Raw genomic sequence first — 17,334 nt, 5'->3', positions numbered from 1 at the left:
CAACGCCCCGCAGGGACGCGGGGCGTTGAGGGTTGCCGTTACGCTGCGTTCTTGAAGCCCGGCAGCGATGCGAAGCGGGCCAGATGATGATCCACGTCGCCGAGCGTCGTGTTGATCATCGTGAGCCGTTTGAACATGTGCGCGGCCGGCAGTTCGTTGGTCACGCCCATGCCGCCGTGCAATTGCACGGCTTCCTGCCCGACATCACGCGCAGCCTGGCCGACGCGGGCCTTGGCCGCCGATACGTAGCGGCGGCGGGCTTCCACGTCACCGTCTTCAAAGTGCGCAGCCGCCAGATACGTGATCGAACGGGCCTGCTCAGCATGAATGAACATGTCGACCATGCGGTGCTGCAGCGCCTGGAAGCGCGCGATCGGCACGCCAAACTGCTGGCGCGTCTTGGTGTATTCCAGCGTGGCGGCATTCAGCGCGTCGATCAGGCCGACGGCCTCGGCGCACAGTAGCACGCAGCCCAGGTCGGCCACCCCATCAATGGTCTCCCATGCTTGGCCAGCCTTGCCGAGCAGCGTGGCCGGCGCGTTGTCAAAGCGGATGTCGGCGGCATGCAGGTTGTCGATGGTGCGGTAATCCTTGATCGTCACGCCCGCGGCATCACGATCGACCACGAACAGCGACAGGCCAGCCGTGTCGCGTGCCTCGCCATCGGTGCGTGCCGAGACGATCAGCTTGTCGGCCTGCGCGCCGTGCACGACCACGGCCTTCTCGCCGGTGAGCACCCAGCCGCTGCCCTGCTGCGCAGCACGCGTGATGACGTTGAAGAGTTCGTAGCGCGACTGCCGCTCGCCAAAGGCAATGGCCAGCTTCACCACACCGCCGGCCACCTGCTCCAGCAGCGCATCCTGGCCGCCCGCCAGCTTAAGCGCCTGCGCACCCAGCACGGTCGCCTGATACGGCTCCACCACCAGGCCACGGCCGAGTTCCTGCATCACCACCAGCAGGTCCATCGCGCGGCCATCGAAACCGCCTTGCGCTTCCGGCACCGGCAGCGCGGTCAGGCCCAGCTCGGCCAGCCCGCCCCATGCGGCTTGCGACACACCTTCGGGCGAATACACGATCTTGTTGCGCGCCTCGAAACCGTAATCCTTGTCGATGAAGCGGCGCACCGCATCGGCCAGTTGCTTCTGTTCGTCGGTGAACGAGAAATCCATGTCTTGTCTCCGTTATCCGTTCTGGTCAGACGCCGAGGATCATCTGCGAGATGATGTTGCGCTGGATTTCGTTCGACCCGCCGTAGATCGAGGTCTTGCGATAGTTGAAGTAGTACGGCGCGAGCGGTGCGGCGTCGTTGTCGCCCGTCACGGCCTGCGGCACTTCGCCTTCCAGGTAGCTCGGGTCGAACGGCTGCGCATACGGGCCCACGGCCTCGACCATCAACTCGGTCAGCATCTGCTGGATCTGCGTTCCCTTGATCTTGAGCAGCGACGCCTCGGGGCCAGGGCCCTTGCCGGCGTTCTCGCTCGACACCACACGCAGCACGGTGACCTCCAGCGCCATCAGTTCGATCTCCAGCGACGCCACCTTGCCGGCGAACACCGGGTCTTCGAGCAGCGGCTTGCCGTTCTTCTGATGCTGCAGGGCGACGCGCTTGAGGAAGGCCAGCTCGCGCTTCGAATTGCCGACGCGCGCAATGCCGGTACGCTCGTGACCGAGCAGGTACTTGGCATACGTCCAGCCGCGGTTTTCGTCGCCGATCAGATTTTCGACCGGCACCTTCACGTTGTCGAAGAACACCTCATTCACCTCGTGCTCTTCGTCGAGCATGATGATCGGGCGTACGGTGATGCCCGGCGTCTTCATGTCGATCAGCAGGAACGAGATGCCCTCTTGCTTCTTGGCGTCCGGGTCGGTGCGCACCAGGCAGAAGATCATGTCGGCGTACTGGCCGAGCGTGGTCCAGGTCTTCTGGCCGTTGACGACGTAGTGATCGCCCTCACGCACAGCGCGCGTCTTGACCGAGGCGAGGTCGGAACCGGAACCCGGCTCGGAGTAGCCCTGGCACCACCAATCTGTGCAATCGACGATGCGCGGCAGAAAGTAGCGCTTCTGCGCCTCGTTGCCGTACTTCATGATCACGGGCGCGACCATGCTGACGCCGAATGGCAGCACGCCGGGCGCGCCGATCTCTGCGCACTCTTCGTCCCAGATGTGTTTTTGGATGGGGGACCAGCCGGTGCCACCCCACTCGACCGGCCAGTGAGGCACCGACCAGCCCTTGGCCGCGAGCGCCTTGTGCCAACGGACGAAATCGTCGCGGTTCAGGCGGCGGTGGTTCAACACCTTGTCTTGGATGTCCTTGGGCAGATTGGCTTCCAGCCAGCCGCGGACTTCCTGGCGGAACGCATCATCGGCCGCCGAGTAGTTCAGATCCATGCCTGTCTCCTGTGGTTGGCTCCCCACCGTGGCAAATCGGTGGAGAACGTTCTGTCGGACCGGCGCGGACCTGAATCGGGGCTGCTAGTGCACGGGCTGCTTGAGCGCGTCGGGCACCAGCAGCGGCATCACCTCGATGCCTTCCTCCGCCAGTTCCTGCGCTTCCTCCCGAGACGTCGTCCCGCGAATACCCCGCTCCGGCGCCTCGTTGTAATGCATGCGGCGCGCTTCTTCTGCAAACCGGTCGCCGACGTCCTCGGTATTGGCCAGGACATGGCGCACGGCCTTCAGGTAGAGCTGTTGCAGGGCCACGGGCACGCCGCTTTCGCCTTCCACCGTCTTGGCGACGGCCCCCCTCTGGGCAGCCTCCGCTCGCGACGACGACAAGTTCAGGCGCGGTGCACTCGGCAGGCGCTCAACCTCGTTGTGGCCGCAGACCGGGCACGTCAACAGCCCGCGCTCACGCTGCGATTGCAGGTCGGCATCGGAGTCGAACCAGCCTTCGAAGCGGTGGTCATTGGCACAGCGGAGGTCCAGCACTTTCATTGATCGGTCCAGCGCATGGGGACGAGTGTATCCCCGATTCGAAAATTTGTGAACGATCGTGCTAATTTTTTCGCACGATCGTTCGTCATAGTAGAGAGGTTGGAAAGATGGGGCCGGCTAACGCTTGCGCAAGCGACTCAGACGCCACCCGGAGCCCAGGCACCCGACAGTATCTTCTCCAGCCAGAATACGCCGATGATGGTCTTCACATCGGAGATCTTCCCTTCTCGCACCCAGTCAATCAGTTGGCCGGCCGGCGCAATGAAGGTCTCGAGGAATTCGCCCTCATCGAGCGCGGCATCGCCATCCCGTAAGTCACGCGCGAGGTAGATGTCGATGAACTCGGTGGAGTAGGAGATGACCGGGTGGATGCGCGTCAGATAGTCCCAACGCTCGGCTGTGTAGCCGGTTTCCTCTCGCAGCTCACGCTTACCGCATGCCAGCGCTCCCTCCTGCGGGTCGAGCTTGCCGGCCGGGAATTCGATCATCACCTTGCCGATCGGGTAGCGGAACTGGCGCTCCATCAGCACAGTGCCATCATCAAATAACGGGATCATCATGACCGCGCCCGGGTGGATCAGGTATTCACGGCTGGCGTTGCGGCCGTCCGGCAGGCGGACGATGTCTTGCCTGAGTGTGAGGAACTTGCCCTGATGCATCAGCGCCGAAGCGACCTGGGTCTCGCGCAGGCCGGCGTCCGAATCGGACGTCGTGTCAGGAGATGTGGGAAGCGGAGTGTGATCGGACATGGCGCTCTCTCGTGCCGAGACAGCGGGGTGCCTGCCCGGCGGGTAATCAACGGGGGTGGCGAACCAGGTATTGCCACGTAAAGCCGGGAAACGCGAACACCAGCATCAGGCAGGCAGTAATCGCATAGAACTGCCAGCCCTGCGGGAAAGCATTGCCCTGGCTCGATTCGATGCCGAAACCGATCAGCCCGACTACAACGTACATGGCAATCAGTTCAGCGCCGCGCAGCCAGAACGGCTTGCGCGGCCAGCGTACCGGCACGACGGCCAGAACGCGTTGATTGACGAACGGCAGGTTGGCACAGATCAGTGCCAACACGATGACAAACAAGCCGCCCGTCGAAGCGTTCATCTTGGGACGGCCGGATTACGAGGCCAGCGTCAGGCGGATCGCCTGGTAGCACATGGCCATCAGGCCGGCCGGGAAAATGCCCAGCACGAGCACCAGCAGGCCGTTGACCGACAGCAGCGAGCGCAGGCCGAAGGTAGCCTCCACGGGGCCTTCGTCGGTCGGCGTATCGAAGTACATGGCCTTCACCACGCGCAGGTAGTAGAACGCGCCCACCAGTGAGAACAGCACTGCCACGATGGCCAGCCACGACATGCCGGCATCCACCACCGCACCCAACACCGACAGCTTGGCGTAGAAGCCCACCGTCGGCGGCAGACCCGCCAGCGACATCATCATGAACAGCATCAGCAGTGCAAACCACGGGCTCTTCTTCGACAAGCCCTTCAGGTCGGCAATCTCTTCCGCTTCATAACCCTTGCGAGCCAGCAGCAGGATGATGCCGAAGGCGCCCAATGCGGTCAGCACGTAGGTGATGGCATAGAACATCGAGGCGCTGTAGGCCTGGGCGGTCAGATCAGGCTTGCCGGCGCTCACGCCCGACAGCATGCCCAGCAGCAGGAACCCCATGTGCGAGACCGTCGAGTACGCCAGCAGGCGCTTGAAGTTGGTCTGCACCACGCCAGTGATATTGCCGATAGCCAGCGAGACAACCGCCAGCACGATCAGCATGTTCTGCCAGTCGAACGCCAACGGCAGCAGGCCTTCGACCAGGATGCGCAGCGTCATCGCGAATGCGGCCACCTTCGGCGCACCGGCAATCAGCAGCGTGACGGCCGTCGGCGAGCCCTGATACACGTCGGGCACCCACATGTGGAACGGAGCAACGCCCAGCTTGAAGGCCAAGCCAGCCACCACGAACACCACGCCGAACACCAGGATCGTCTTGTTGATGTTGCCGGTGTTGATGGCTCGGAACACTTCGCCCAGGTCCAGCGAGCCGGTCGCGCCGTACAGCATCGACATGCCATACAGCAGCAGGCCAGAAGCCAGCGCACCCAGGATAAAGTACTTCATGCCCGATTCCGACGACACATTCGAGCGGCGGCGCAGCGCCACCAGCGCGTACGAGGCCAGCGACAACAATTCCAGTCCGAGGTACAGCGTCAGGAAGTTGTTGCCAGAGATCATCACGATCTGGCCCAGCAGCGTGAACAGCGCGAGGATGTAGAAGTCGCCGCCGAACATGTCGCGGTCGGCAAGATAGCGGCGCGTATACACCAACGTCACCAGCATGGTCAGCGCGCAGAACGACGACAGGATCTGCGCCATCGGATCGAAGACCGCCAGATTGCTGAAGACGTAATGCGTTTCGCCAGACGTAGCCTGTACCGCAAACCAGATCGTCAGAGCCAGCGAGGCAAACAGGCTCAGACCGTAAGCCGGGCTATCACTGCCCTTGCTGCGGAACACGTCCGCCATCTGGATCACGGCGATCATCAGCGCCAGAAAGATGATCGGCAGCAACGGCGCCCAATTCATGTTTTGCATGATCGTTTCGACTCCCCTCTTACAGCTTGGACTGGGCCACGTGGGTGAGGAGATTCACCACGGACGCATGCATGACATCGGTGAAAGGCTTCGGATACAAGCCCATGTACAGGGTGGCGATCGCCAGCACGCCCAGCATGAAGAACTCGCGGGCGTTCAGGTCTTGCAGCTCGGCCACATGCTTGTGCGTCACGTCCCCAAAGATCACGCGCTTGACCATCCACAGCGAATACGCTGCGCCGAAGATCAGGGCGGTGGCGGCCAGCAGACCGATCCAGAAGTTGAACTGAACCGAACCCAGGATCACCATGAATTCACCCACGAAACCCGAGGTGGCCGGCAGGCCGCAGTTGGCCATCGCGAAGAACACCGACAGCGCCGCGAATTTCGGCATCGTGTTCACCACACCGCCGTAATCGGCGATCTGGCGCGAGTGCACACGGTCGTATAGCACGCCGATGCACAGGAACATTGCGCTCGAGATGAAGCCGTGCGAGATCATCTGAACGATGCCGCCCTCAATGCCGATCTCGTTGAAGATGAAGAAGCCCAGCGTGACGAAGCCCATGTGTGCGATCGATGAATACGCGACCAGCTTCTTCATGTCGGCCTGCACCAGCGCAACCAGGCCGATGTAGATCACAGCGATCAGCGAGATCGCGATGATGAACGCCGACAGGCTATGGCTCGCATCAGGCGCGATCGGCAGCGAGAACCGCAGGAAGCCGTAAGCGCCCAGCTTCAGCATGATGGCCGCCAGCACCACCGAACCGCCGGTCGGCGCTTCCACGTGGGCATCCGGCAGCCAGGTATGCACCGGCCACATCGGCACCTTCACGGCGAAGGCCATGAGGAAGGCAATGAACAGCAAAATCTGCTCGTTCATCGAAAGCTTGACCTGGTGCCACTGCAGGATCTCGAACGTACCGCTATGGAAGTACAGGTACAGCAACGCAACCAGCGTCAGCAGCGAGCCCAGCAGCGTGTACAGGAAGAACTTGATGGCTGCGTACACGCGGTTTGGGCCACCCCATACGCCGATGATGATGTACATCGGGATCAGCGTGGCTTCGAAGAACACATAGAACAGCAGGCCGTCGAGCGCCGCAAACACACCGATCATGAGGCCGGACAGAATCAGGAACGCCGCCATGTACTGCGCAACGCGCTCGGTGATCACTTCCCAGGCCGAGATCACCACGATGACCGTGATGAACGCCGTCAGCACCACGAACCACATCGAGATGCCGTCGACACCCAGGTAGTAGTTGACGTGGAAGCGCTCGATCCAGCTTGACTTCTCGACGAACTGCATAGCTGCAGTCGTCTTGTCGAAACGCGTGATGAGCGGCAGCGTGATCACGAAGCTGACCAGCGAGCCGATCAGCGACATCCAGCGGACATAACCGGGATTGCGGTCTGAGCCCGAGGCCAACACCAGCACGCCGAAAAAGATCGGCAGCCAGATCGCAAAAGACAGAACCATTTTAGTTATCCCTTATTTGCCCGCCAGGAACACGAAGTACGTCAGCAGCGCAACCGTGCCGACAATCATCGCGAACGCATAGTCATAGATGTAACCGGACTGGAGCAGGCGCACGACGCTCGCAAACCACCCGACCAGACGCGCGCTGCCGTTGACGATCACGCCATCGATCACACCCTGATCGCCGCCCTTCCACAAGCCGCGGCCAAACTTGACCGCACCGTTGGCAAAGACGATCTCGTTGATCTTGTCCATGTAGTACTTGTTGTCCAGCAGCGTGTAGAGGCCGGAGAAATGCTTGGCGATGGCCGCCGGAATGTCAGGACGCTTCAGGTAGAAGAACCACGACAGCACCACGCCAGCAGTCAGCAGGATGAACGGAGCCGACGTGAAGCCATGCAGCGCCATTTCGACCCAGCCTTGGAAGTCGTCGCTCAGCACCTTCATCGCTTCGTGGTTCTCGGCGTTGAAGATGACGTTGGTGAAGACCACGCCATGCTTGAAGAATTCGCCGAACAGCATCGGCTGGATCGCCATCGCACCAATGATGACCGACGGAATCGCCAGCAGCACCAGCGGCACCGTCACCACCCACGGCGACTCGTGCGGCTTCTGACCCGGGGCCAGGCCATGGTGATGATCGGCCGTTTCTTCCTCGTCCACGTGGTTGCCTTCGTGATGCGAGTCTTCCTTGCCGAAGCGCTCTTCGCCATGGAACACGAGGAAGTACATGCGGAACGAATAGAACGCCGTCACAAACACGCCGGCCAGCACGGCCCAATATGCGAACTCGGCGCCCGGCAGACGCGATTCGCGCACCGCCTCGATGATGGAATCCTTCGAGTAGAAACCCGAGAAGAATGGCGTACCGATCAGCGCCAGCGAACCCACCAGCGACGTCAACCACGTGATCGGCATGTACTTGCGCAGACCGCCCATGTTGCGCATGTCCTGATCGTGGTGCATGCCGATGATGACCGAGCCAGCACCCAGGAACAGCAATGCCTTGAAGAAGGCGTGCGTCATCAGGTGAAACACGGCCACCTGGTAGGCCGAAGCGCCCAGCGCGACCGTCATGTAGCCGAGCTGCGACAGCGTCGAATAGGCCACCACCCGCTTGATGTCGGTCTGGATGATGCCCAGGAAGCCCATGAACAGCGCGGTGATGGCGCCGATGATCAGCACGAACGACAGCGCGGTATCCGACAGCTCGAACAGCGGCGACATGCGTGCGACCATGAAGATACCGGCAGTCACCATCGTGGCGGCGTGGATCAGCGCGGAAATCGGCGTCGGGCCTTCCATTGAGTCCGGCAGCCACACGTGGAGCGGGAACTGTGCCGACTTACCCATCGCACCGATGAACAGACAGATGCAAGCGACTGTCAGCATGTGCCAATCTGTACCCGGAAAGCCAATGGCAGCCAGCTTGTCGCGGGCGGCGAACACGTCAGCGTAGCTCAGGCTGCCGCTATAGGCCAGCAGCAGACCGATACCGAGCACGAAGCCAAAGTCGCCTACGCGGTTGACCAGGAACGCCTTCATGTTGGCGTAGATGGCCGTCGGACGCTTGAACCAGAAACCGATCAGCAGATACGACACCAGGCCCACCGCTTCCCAGCCGAAGAAGAGCTGCAGGAAGTTGTTGCTCATCACGAGCATCAACATCGAGAAGGTGAACAGCGAGATGTACGCGAAGAAGCGGTTGTAGCCGTCATCCTCCTGCATGTAGCCGATGGTGTAGATGTGCACCATCAGCGAGACGAAGGTCACCACGCACATCATCATCGCCGTGAGCGAATCGATGAGGAAGCCGACTTCCATCTTCAGCGAGCCGACGGTCATCCATTCATAGACGGTGCCGTTGTAGCCGGCGCCGTTCATGACGTCCGACAGCACCAGCGCCGACAGGACAAAGGCGATCGCAACGCCGAGGATGGTGACGCTGTGGGATGCCGTACGGCCGATCTTCTCGCCGAAGAACTTGGTGCCGAACAGCCCGGCGATCGCCGCGCCGGCCAGCGGCGCGAGCGGAATCGCCAGCAGCAGGTTGGGATTGAGCGTGGTAGCCATGGAGCTTCTTATCAGTGGTTGCGGCGATCAGCCTTTGAGGCTGTCCAGATCGTCGACGTTGATGGTGTCCAGGTTACGGAACAGCACCACCAGGATGGCGAGACCGATCGCGGATTCCGCCGCGGCCACCGTCAGGATGAAAAACACGAACACCTGCCCCGCCAAGTCACCCAGGTAATGGGAAAACGCGACGAAGTTCATATTGACCGCAAGCAGCATCAACTCGATTGCCATCAGCAGCACGATGACGTTCTTGCGGTTCAGGAAAATGCCGACGATGCTGACGGCAAACAGCACTGCGCCGAGCACGAGGTAATGGGCAAGGGATAGCGAAGACATATGGATTCTCCCGGGGCTCAGCCGTTGGATTCAGCCGAGGCTGCGCCAGCCGACTTTTCTGCCGGCATCGAAACCAGGCGCACGCGGTCCTTGCGCTGCACGCGGATCTGATCGGACACCTTCTGGGCCTTGGTGTCCTTGCGGCGGCGCGCGGTCAGCGCCACGGCCGCGACGATCGCCAGCAGCAGCACCGCGCCGGCCACTTCAAAAGCGTAGATGTAATCGGTGTAGATCAGCTTGCCGAGCGCCTGCGTGTTCGGACCGTCGAACCCCTTGGGCAGCGCTTGCACGGGCTGTACACGCCCCATGAAAGTCTTGGTCAGCACGACAGCCATTTCCAGGATGATGACCACGCCCACGAAGGCCGCCATCGGCACATAGGTCCAGAAATCGCGCCGCAGGTGCTCGATGTCGATATCGATCATCATCACCACGAACAGGAACAGCACCATCACCGCCCCAACGTAGACCAGCACCAGCGTGATGGCGAGAAACTCCGCCTTGAGCAGCATCCAGATCGCCGCTGCGGTAAAGAACGAGAGCACGAGGAACAGCGCCGCGTGCACCGGGTTCTTCGCGGTGATGACCTTCAGCGCCGAGAGCACTAGCACCAGCGCGAAACAGTAGAAGATGATCGTCGTGATTTCCATGATCCTGGCGCGGGCCGTTTTGCGACACGCGCTTGTCCAAAGCCGCAGCGGCATGGCGCCGACGCAACTGGTTGGCTCACGAGGAGCCGTTATCCTTCCGGAATTTCAACTGCGCCGCCCACAGCCTGCGCTGCGGGCGTCTTGAATCAGCGGTACTTCGCGTCAGCCGCCTTGTTGGCCGCGATTTCCGGCTCAAAGCGGTCACCCACGGCCAGAAGCATGTCCTTGGTGAAGTACAGGTCGCCGCGCTTCTCACCGTGATATTCCAGGATGTGCGTCTCGACGATGGCGTCCACCGGGCAGGCCTCTTCGCAGAAGCCGCAGAAAATGCACTTGGTCAGATCGATGTCATAGCGCGTGGTGCGGCGCGTGCCGTCGTCGCGCTGATCCGACTCAATGGTGATGGCCATGGCCGGGCACACGGCTTCGCACAGCTTGCATGCGATGCACCGCTCCTCGCCGTTCGGATAACGGCGCAGCGCGTGCAGACCACGGAAACGCGGCGACAGCGGCGTCTTCTCTTCCGGGAAGAGCACGGTGATCTTGCGCGCGAACAGATAGCGCCCGGTCAGCGCCAGCCCCTTGAAGAGTTCCTTCAGGAGCAGGCTGTTAAAGAATTCCTTGATGGCAAGCAACATGGTGGCTTCCTATTGTCCCGTTACTTCCAAATGTTCCACGGCGACACAATCCAGATGGCGACGACGATAAGCCAGCCCACGGTGAGCGGAATGAAGATCTTCCAGCCTAGGCGCATGATTTGGTCATAGCGATAGCGCGGGAACGATGCACGCAGCCAGATGAAGACCGACAACAGCAGGAACACCTTGATCAGCAGCCAGAAGAAGCCCGGAATCCAGTTGAACACCGGTGCATCGATCGGCGACGCCCAGCCCCCCAGGAACATCGTTGCCGTCAGCGCCGAGATGACGATCATGTTGATGTACTCGGCCAGGAAGAACAGCGCGAACGCCATGCCCGAATACTCGATCATGTGGCCTGCCACGATTTCCGACTCGCCTTCCACCACGTCGAACGGGTGGCGGTTCGTTTCAGCCACGCCCGAGATGAAGTACACACCGAACATCGGCAGCAGCGGCAGCCAGTTCCACGACAGGATGTTGATGCCGTGATTGGCGAAGACACCTCGGTTCTGCGAGTTGACGATGTCCGACAGGTTCAGGCTGCCCGTCACCATCAACACCGTCACGAGCGCGAAGCCCATGGCAATTTCATACGAGATCATCTGTGCCGATGCGCGCATCGCACCCAGGAACGCGTACTTGGAGTTCGAGGCCCAGCCGGCCAGGATCACGCCATACACGCCCACCGAACTGATCGCCATCACGTACAGCAGGCCTGCGTTGATGTTCGACACCACGGCCTCGGCCTGGAACGGCACCACCGCCCAGATCGCCACAGCGGGCATCAGCACCATCAGCGGCGCGATGATGTACATGCCACGACTGACCGCGCTCGGCACCATGACTTCCTTGAGCAGCAGCTTGAGCACGTCGGCGATCGGCTGCAACAGACCGAACGGGCCCACGCGGTTCGGGCCCAGACGCACGTGCATCCAGCCAATCAGCTTACGCTCCCACAGGATCAGGTAAGCCACGCACAGCAGCAGCGGCAGGATGATGCAGACCGCACGCACCAGCGTCCAGATCAGCGGCCACCAGCCGCCGAAGGTCGCCGTGCCGAAAGAAGTAATCGACTCGATCATGTTGACCCTTACACCGTAGCCGCCAGCGCGGACGATTCAACCCTCTCAACGCTTACCGCGCCGAACATTGCACCCAGTTGGGCCGATGCCTCGGTGGCAGCCGGTACGCGGATCACGCCGGAAGCCAGCGAGCGGTCCAGCACGGCCGGCAGCACCACGCTGCCCTGCCCCTGCGTCACGCGCACGGCGTCGCCGTCGGCCAAACCCAGTTTCGCGAACAGATCGGCTGGCAGGCCAGCGCGCACTGCGGCGCGGGCAGCGGCAGTCAGTTGCAGCGAACCAGCGCGGCGCACGATCGGGTCGGCGTGGTAGATCGGCACGTCGGCCAAGCGCTCAATGCCGGCAGCAGCCGCAGCCGGGGCGCTGGTCTGTGTCGTCGTCGTATTCGACAGACGCTCGGCGACCGGCTTGGCCAGCGCTTCGTCACGCACCACTTCCGAGGTGTCATAGTCGAAGCCACCCACGTTCAGCAGGTTGCCCAACACGCGCAGCACCTTCCAGGCCGGACGCGAATCACCCAGGCTGCGCACGACGCCGCTGAAGCTCTGGGGCAGGCCTTCGCAGTTGACAAAAGTGCCCGAGGTTTCCGTGAACGGCGCGGTCGGCAGCAGCACATCGGCGTATTCCAGCGCGGCGCGCGAAGCGAACGGCGCCAGCACGATCACGGTGTCGGCCTGATCCAGTGCAGCGCGAGCCTGCAGCGGGTTGGCTGTATCGAATTCCGGCTCGGCGCCCAGCAGCACGTAGGCGCGGCGCGGCTTCGCCAGCATGGCGGCGGCGTCTAGGCCATTGCCCTGCGGCAACGCGCCGGCGATGTAACCACCGACCGTGTTGGCTGCTTCTGTCAGGAAGCCCAGCACGGCGCCAGTCTGCTGCGCAACCCACTGGGCCAGCGCATGCAACTTCGAGAATTGCGGATGCGCGACGGCAGCATTGCCCAGGAACACAGCCTTGCGTTCGCCCGAGGTCAAGCTCGCAGCAATGCGCTTGGCGATCTCGCCCGCTTCAATGCCATCGGTGCCGGCCGGACGCGCGATGTTGTTGGCAGCAGCCACTGCCACAGCCACTTCCGACAGCAACGACAGCCACTGTGACGGCGCGCCCAGCAGTTGCGTGGCAGGCATCAGCATATCTTCGCCGCCGGCACCGATCGCGTTCAGTTGCAAACCTTTCTTGCCGGCTTGACGCAGACGCGCGGCCAGCAGCGGATGATCCTTGCGCAGGAAGGCGCCCACCACCAGCGCACGCTGCAGCAGCGACACCTCAGCAATCGGCATACCCAGCCACGGAGCGCCCGTCGGCTTGGCGGAAAAATCGGATTGGCGCAGACGGAAATCAACGTTGTCGCTGCCGATACCGCGCACCAGCTTTTGCAGCAGGAAGAGTTCTTCCAGCGTGCTGTGCGGGCTGGCCAGCGCGCCGATCTGCTCGGCACCATGGTCGCGCTTGATTTCGTTCAGGCCATTGGCAACGTATTCCAGCGCCGTCGTCCAGTCGACGGCCTTCCACTGGCCGCCCTGCTTGAGCATCGGCTGGGTCAGGCGGTCGTCGCTGTTGACGCCTTCATAGGCAAAGCGATCCTTGTCCGACAGCCAGCATTCATTGATGGCCTCGTTCTCCAGCGGCAGCACGCGCATCACGCGCTGGTTCTTGGTCTGGACAATCACGTTAGCGCCCAGGCCGTCGTGCGGCGACACCGACTTGCGGCGTGCCAACTCCCACGTACGTGCCGAATAGCGGAACGGCTTGCTGGTCAGCGCACCGACCGGGCACAGGTCGATCATGTTGCCCGACAGTTCGGAGTCCACCGTCTGGCCGACGAACGTGGTGATCTCGGAATGCTCGCCACGGTTGAGCATGCCCAGTTCCATCACGCCAGCAACTTCCTGGCCAAAACGAACGCAGCGCGTGCAGTGAATGCAGCGCGTCATCTCTTCCATGGAGATCAGCGGCCCTACATTCTTGTGGAACACCACGCGCTTCTCTTCCTTGTAGCGCGATTCAGACTTGCCGTAGCCGACAGCCAGATCCTGCAGTTGGCACTCGCCGCCCTGATCGCAGATCGGGCAATCCAGCGGGTGGTTGATCAGCAGGAATTCCATCACGGACTTCTGCGCCTTCACGGCCTTCTCCGAGGCAGTGAAGACCTTCATGCCTGCGGTGACGGGCGTGGCGCAGGCCGGCAGCGCCTTGGGCGCCTTCTCGACCTCGACCAGGCACATCCGGCAGTTGGCCGCGACCGACAGTTTGCGGTGATAGCAGAAGTGAGGGATATACGTGCCCGCCTGGCGAGCCGCCTCCATCACCAGGCTGCCTTCGGCAACCTCGACCTTCTTGCCATCGATTTCGATTTCAACCATGTTCTGCCACGCTTAAATGTAGGTGGGCACCATGCACCGCTTGTGTTCGACGTGATACGCGAACTCATCCCAGTAGTGCTTGAGCATGCCGCGGACCGGCATCGCGGCGGCATCGCCGAGTGCGCAGATGGTCCGGCCCATGATGTTCTCGGCCACGCTGTTGAGCAGGTCCAGGTCTTCCTGGCGGCCCTTGCCGTGCTCGATGCGATCGACCACGCGATACAGCCAGCCAGTACCCTCACGACACGGCGTGCACTGACCGCACGATTCTTCGTAGTAAAAGTACGACAGGCGCAGCAGCGACTTCACCATGCAGCGCGTCTCGTCCATGACGATGACTGCGCCCGAGCCGAGCATCGAGCCGGCCTTGGCGATCGAGTCGTAATCCATGTCGGAGGCCATCATCAGATCGGCCGGCACGACCGGCGCCGACGAGCCGCCCGGAATGACCGCCTTGAGCTTCTTGCCGCCGCGCATGCCGCCAGCCAGTTCCAGCAGCTTGGAGAACGGCGTGCCGAGCGGAATCTCGTAATTGCCTGGGCGCTCCACATCGCCGGACACCGAGAAGATCTTCGAGCCGCCGTTGTTCGGCTTGCCCATCTTCAGGTAGTTGTCCGGACCGATAGTGAGCAGGAACGGCACCGCAGCAAAGGTTTCGGTGTTGTTGATGGTGGTCGGCTTGCCGTACAGACCGAAGCTGGCCGGGAACGGCGGCTTGAAACGCGGCTGACCCTTCTTGCCCTCCAGCGACTCGAGCAGCGCGGTTTCCTCGCCGCAGATGTACGCGCCATAGCCATGGTGCGCATGCAGTTGGAAGTTGAAGCCGGAGCCGAGGATGTTATCGCCCAGAAAACCTGCAGCACGCGCCTCTTCGAGCGCCTGCTCAAAGATCTTGTATTCGTTCCAGATCTCGCCATGGATGTAGTTGTAGCCCACGGTGATACCCATCGCGTAGCCGCCGATGGCCATGCCTTCGATCAGGGCATGCGGGTTGTAGCGAATGATGTCGCGATCCTTGAACGTGCCCGGCTCGCCTTCGTCCGTGTTGCAGACCAGGTATTTCTGGCCCGGGAACTGGCGCGGCATGAAGCTCCACTTCAGGCCGGTCGGGAAGCCCGCACCGCCACGACCGCGCAGGCCCGAGGCCTTCACGTCGGCGATGATTTGTTCAGGCGGGATCTTTTCCGTCAGGATGCGCTTGAGCTGCTGATAGCCGCCGCGCTTGACGTAATCTTCAAGGTGCCAGTTGTCGCCGTTCAGGCCGGCGAGAATCAACGGCTGGATGTGTCGATCGTGCAGGGAGGTCATTTACTTGCCTGCTCCGTTGGCGGACGCCTTCGCCTGCAGATCGGCGATCAGCGCGTCGAGCTTCTCGTTGCTCATGAAGCTGCACATATGGGTGTTGTTGACGATCATGACCGGTGCGTCACCGCACGCGCCCATGCACTCGCCTTCCTTCAGCGTGAAGTTGCCGTCGGCCGTCGTCTCGTTGAAACCGATGCCCAGCTTCTTCTTCAGGTAGTCGGCCGCGCGCTCGCCGCCCGACAGCGCGCACGGCAGATTCGTGCACACCGACAGCTTGAAGCGGCCCACCGGCTTGGTGTCGTACATGTTGTAGAACGTCGCCACTTCCTCGACCCACACCGGCGGCATTTCGAGGTACTCGGCCACGAACTGCATGACTTCGGGCGAGACCCAGCCTTTCTCGCTCTGCGCGACCGCCAGCGCCGCCATCACGGCGGACTGCTTCTGGTCGGCGGGATATTTCGCGACCGCCCGGTCGATTTCCTTGAGAGCTTCTGCTGATAGCATTTTCGTTGCGATTGGTGCGGGACGCGGGGCTCTCACCCCGGCGTGCGTCCTCGTTTCACAGCCGCGCTTGCCAGCGCGTCAAACCGTTGTTTCCTGCGGGTTCAGCGGTCGATCTCGCCAAACACGATGTCTTGCGTACCGATGATCGTCACAGCGTCGGCGATCATGTGGCCCTTGGCCATCTCGTCGAGTGCCGCCAGATGGGCGAAGCCCGGTGCACGGATCTTCAGGCGGTACGGCTTGTTGGCGCCATCCGACACCACGTAGATGCCGAACTCGCCCTTCGGGTGCTCGACGGCGGCATACGCCTCGCCTTCGGGCACATGCATGCCTTCCGTGAAGAGCTTGAAGTGATGAATCAGCTCTTCCATGTTGGTCTTCATGTCCACACGCGACGGAGGTGCCACCTTGTGATTGTCGGTGATCACCGGACCCGGGTTCTTGCGCAGCCACTCGATGCACTGGCGGATGATGCGGTTGCTCTGGCGCATTTCTTCGACGCGCACCAGATAACGGTCGTAGCAATCGCCGTTCACACCGACCGGGATATCGAAATCGACGCGATCGTACACTTCGTACGGCTGCTTCTTGCGGATGTCCCACTCGATGCCCGAGCCGCGCAGCATGGCGCCAGAGAAACCCTTCTGGAGCGCACGCTCCGGGCTCACCACGCCGATACCGACCAGACGCTGCTTCCAGATCCGGTTATCCGTCAGCAGCGTTTCGTATTCGTCGACGTACTTCGGGAACCGGTTGGTGAAGTCTTCGATGAAGTCCAGCAGCGAGCCCGAACGTGTTTCGTTCAGAGCAGCCAATGCCTTCTCGTTGCGCACCTTGGATGCCTTGTATTGCGGCATCGTGTCGGGCAGGTCGCGGTACACGCCACCCGGACGGTAATAAGCCGCATGCATACGCGCGCCCGACACGGCTTCATACATGTCGAACAGGTCTTCGCGCTCGCGGAAGGCGTACAGGAACACCGCCATAGCGCCCACGTCCAGCGCATGCGAACCGATCCACATCAGGTGGTTCATGATCCGCGTGATCTCGTCGAACATGACGCGGATGTACTGCGCACGCAGTGGCACTTCGAGGCCCAGCAGGCGCTCGATGGCCATTACGTAGGCGTGTTCGTTGACCATCATCGACACGTAGTCGAGACGGTCCATGTACGGCACGCTCTGGATCCAGGTCTTCTGCTCGGCGAGCTTCTCGGTCGCGCGGTGCAGCAGGCCGATGTGTGGATCAGCACGTTGAATCACTTCGCCGTCCAACTCGAGCACTAGGCGCAGCACGCCGTGCGCGGCCGGGTGCTGCGGGCCGAAGTTCAGGGTGTAGTTCTTGATATCTGCCATAGTCGGGCGC

Annotated in this window: 16 protein-coding genes; all 16 read right to left on the bottom strand. The window is 61.9% G+C overall.

Translation table 11 applies throughout. From position 1 onward, the window contains the following. Positions 1-38: 38 nt before the first annotated feature. On the bottom strand, positions 39-1,169 hold the full coding sequence (locus B4F51_RS00320) for an acyl-CoA dehydrogenase family protein (RefSeq protein WP_296223044.1): 1,131 nt from the start codon (positions 1,167-1,169) through the stop codon (positions 39-41). Positions 1,170-1,194: 25 nt separating this feature from the next. After that, on the bottom strand, positions 1,195-2,391 hold the full coding sequence (locus B4F51_RS00315) for an acyl-CoA dehydrogenase family protein (RefSeq protein ID WP_296223042.1): 1,197 nt from the start codon (positions 2,389-2,391) through the stop codon (positions 1,195-1,197). 84 nt (positions 2,392-2,475) lie between these two features. Beyond that, positions 2,476-2,937, bottom strand: a complete 462-nt coding sequence (locus B4F51_RS00310) for a DUF1178 family protein (protein WP_296223040.1) — start codon at positions 2,935-2,937, stop codon at positions 2,476-2,478. Positions 2,938-3,074: 137 nt separating this feature from the next. After that, a complete protein-coding gene (locus B4F51_RS00305) occupies positions 3,075-3,686 on the bottom strand; it encodes an NUDIX domain-containing protein (protein ID WP_296223038.1) in 612 nt (203 codons plus the stop codon). 46 nt (positions 3,687-3,732) lie between these two features. Next, the gene (locus B4F51_RS00300) at positions 3,733-4,038 is read right to left on the bottom strand and encodes a DUF2818 family protein (RefSeq protein ID WP_296223037.1); all 306 of its coding nucleotides are present in this window, start codon (positions 4,036-4,038) and stop codon (positions 3,733-3,735) included. 15 nt (positions 4,039-4,053) lie between these two features. Further along, the gene (gene nuoN / locus B4F51_RS00295) at positions 4,054-5,526 is read right to left on the bottom strand and encodes an NADH-quinone oxidoreductase subunit NuoN (protein ID WP_296223036.1); all 1,473 of its coding nucleotides are present in this window, start codon (positions 5,524-5,526) and stop codon (positions 4,054-4,056) included. Between the two features lie 19 nt (positions 5,527-5,545). Then, entirely contained in the window at positions 5,546-7,012 is a 1,467-nt protein-coding gene (locus B4F51_RS00290) for an NADH-quinone oxidoreductase subunit M (protein WP_296223035.1), read from the bottom strand. Between the two features lie 12 nt (positions 7,013-7,024). Further along, positions 7,025-9,085 (bottom strand): NADH-quinone oxidoreductase subunit L, encoded by a 2,061-nt coding sequence (gene nuoL / locus B4F51_RS00285; RefSeq protein WP_296223033.1) that lies wholly within the window; start codon positions 9,083-9,085, stop codon positions 7,025-7,027. 27 nt (positions 9,086-9,112) lie between these two features. Beyond that, positions 9,113-9,424, bottom strand: coding sequence for an NADH-quinone oxidoreductase subunit NuoK (nuoK, locus tag B4F51_RS00280; protein ID WP_296223031.1), 312 nt, complete (start codon positions 9,422-9,424; stop codon positions 9,113-9,115). A 17-nt stretch (positions 9,425-9,441) separates the two neighbouring features. Next, a complete protein-coding gene (locus tag B4F51_RS00275; RefSeq protein ID WP_296223029.1) occupies positions 9,442-10,074 on the bottom strand; it encodes an NADH-quinone oxidoreductase subunit J in 633 nt (210 codons plus the stop codon). Between the two features lie 146 nt (positions 10,075-10,220). Beyond that, entirely contained in the window at positions 10,221-10,712 is a 492-nt protein-coding gene (gene nuoI, locus B4F51_RS00270) for an NADH-quinone oxidoreductase subunit NuoI (protein ID WP_039597867.1), read from the bottom strand. A gap of 20 nt (positions 10,713-10,732) precedes the next feature. Next, positions 10,733-11,797, bottom strand: coding sequence for an NADH-quinone oxidoreductase subunit NuoH (gene nuoH / locus B4F51_RS00265; protein WP_296223025.1), 1,065 nt, complete (start codon positions 11,795-11,797; stop codon positions 10,733-10,735). Positions 11,798-11,805: 8 nt separating this feature from the next. Continuing rightward, complete coding sequence (gene nuoG, locus B4F51_RS00260; RefSeq protein WP_296223024.1) at positions 11,806-14,157, bottom strand: NADH-quinone oxidoreductase subunit NuoG; 2,352 nt, start codon at positions 14,155-14,157, stop codon at positions 11,806-11,808. Between the two features lie 12 nt (positions 14,158-14,169). After that, entirely contained in the window at positions 14,170-15,465 is a 1,296-nt protein-coding gene (nuoF, locus tag B4F51_RS00255) for an NADH-quinone oxidoreductase subunit NuoF (protein ID WP_296223022.1), read from the bottom strand. Then, positions 15,466-15,969, bottom strand: coding sequence for an NADH-quinone oxidoreductase subunit NuoE (gene nuoE, locus B4F51_RS00250; protein WP_296223020.1), 504 nt, complete (start codon positions 15,967-15,969; stop codon positions 15,466-15,468). A gap of 101 nt (positions 15,970-16,070) precedes the next feature. After that, complete coding sequence (locus B4F51_RS00245) at positions 16,071-17,324, bottom strand: NADH-quinone oxidoreductase subunit D (RefSeq protein WP_296223019.1); 1,254 nt, start codon at positions 17,322-17,324, stop codon at positions 16,071-16,073. Positions 17,325-17,334 lie beyond the last annotated feature (10 nt).

This window comes from Ralstonia sp. UBA689, from assembly GCF_002298975.1.
In the GTDB taxonomy this organism is placed as follows: Bacteria; Pseudomonadota; Gammaproteobacteria; order Burkholderiales; family Burkholderiaceae; genus Ralstonia.
The sequence above is the reverse complement of the archived record's forward strand: the minus strand, read 5'-3'. Positions and strand labels throughout refer to the sequence as shown.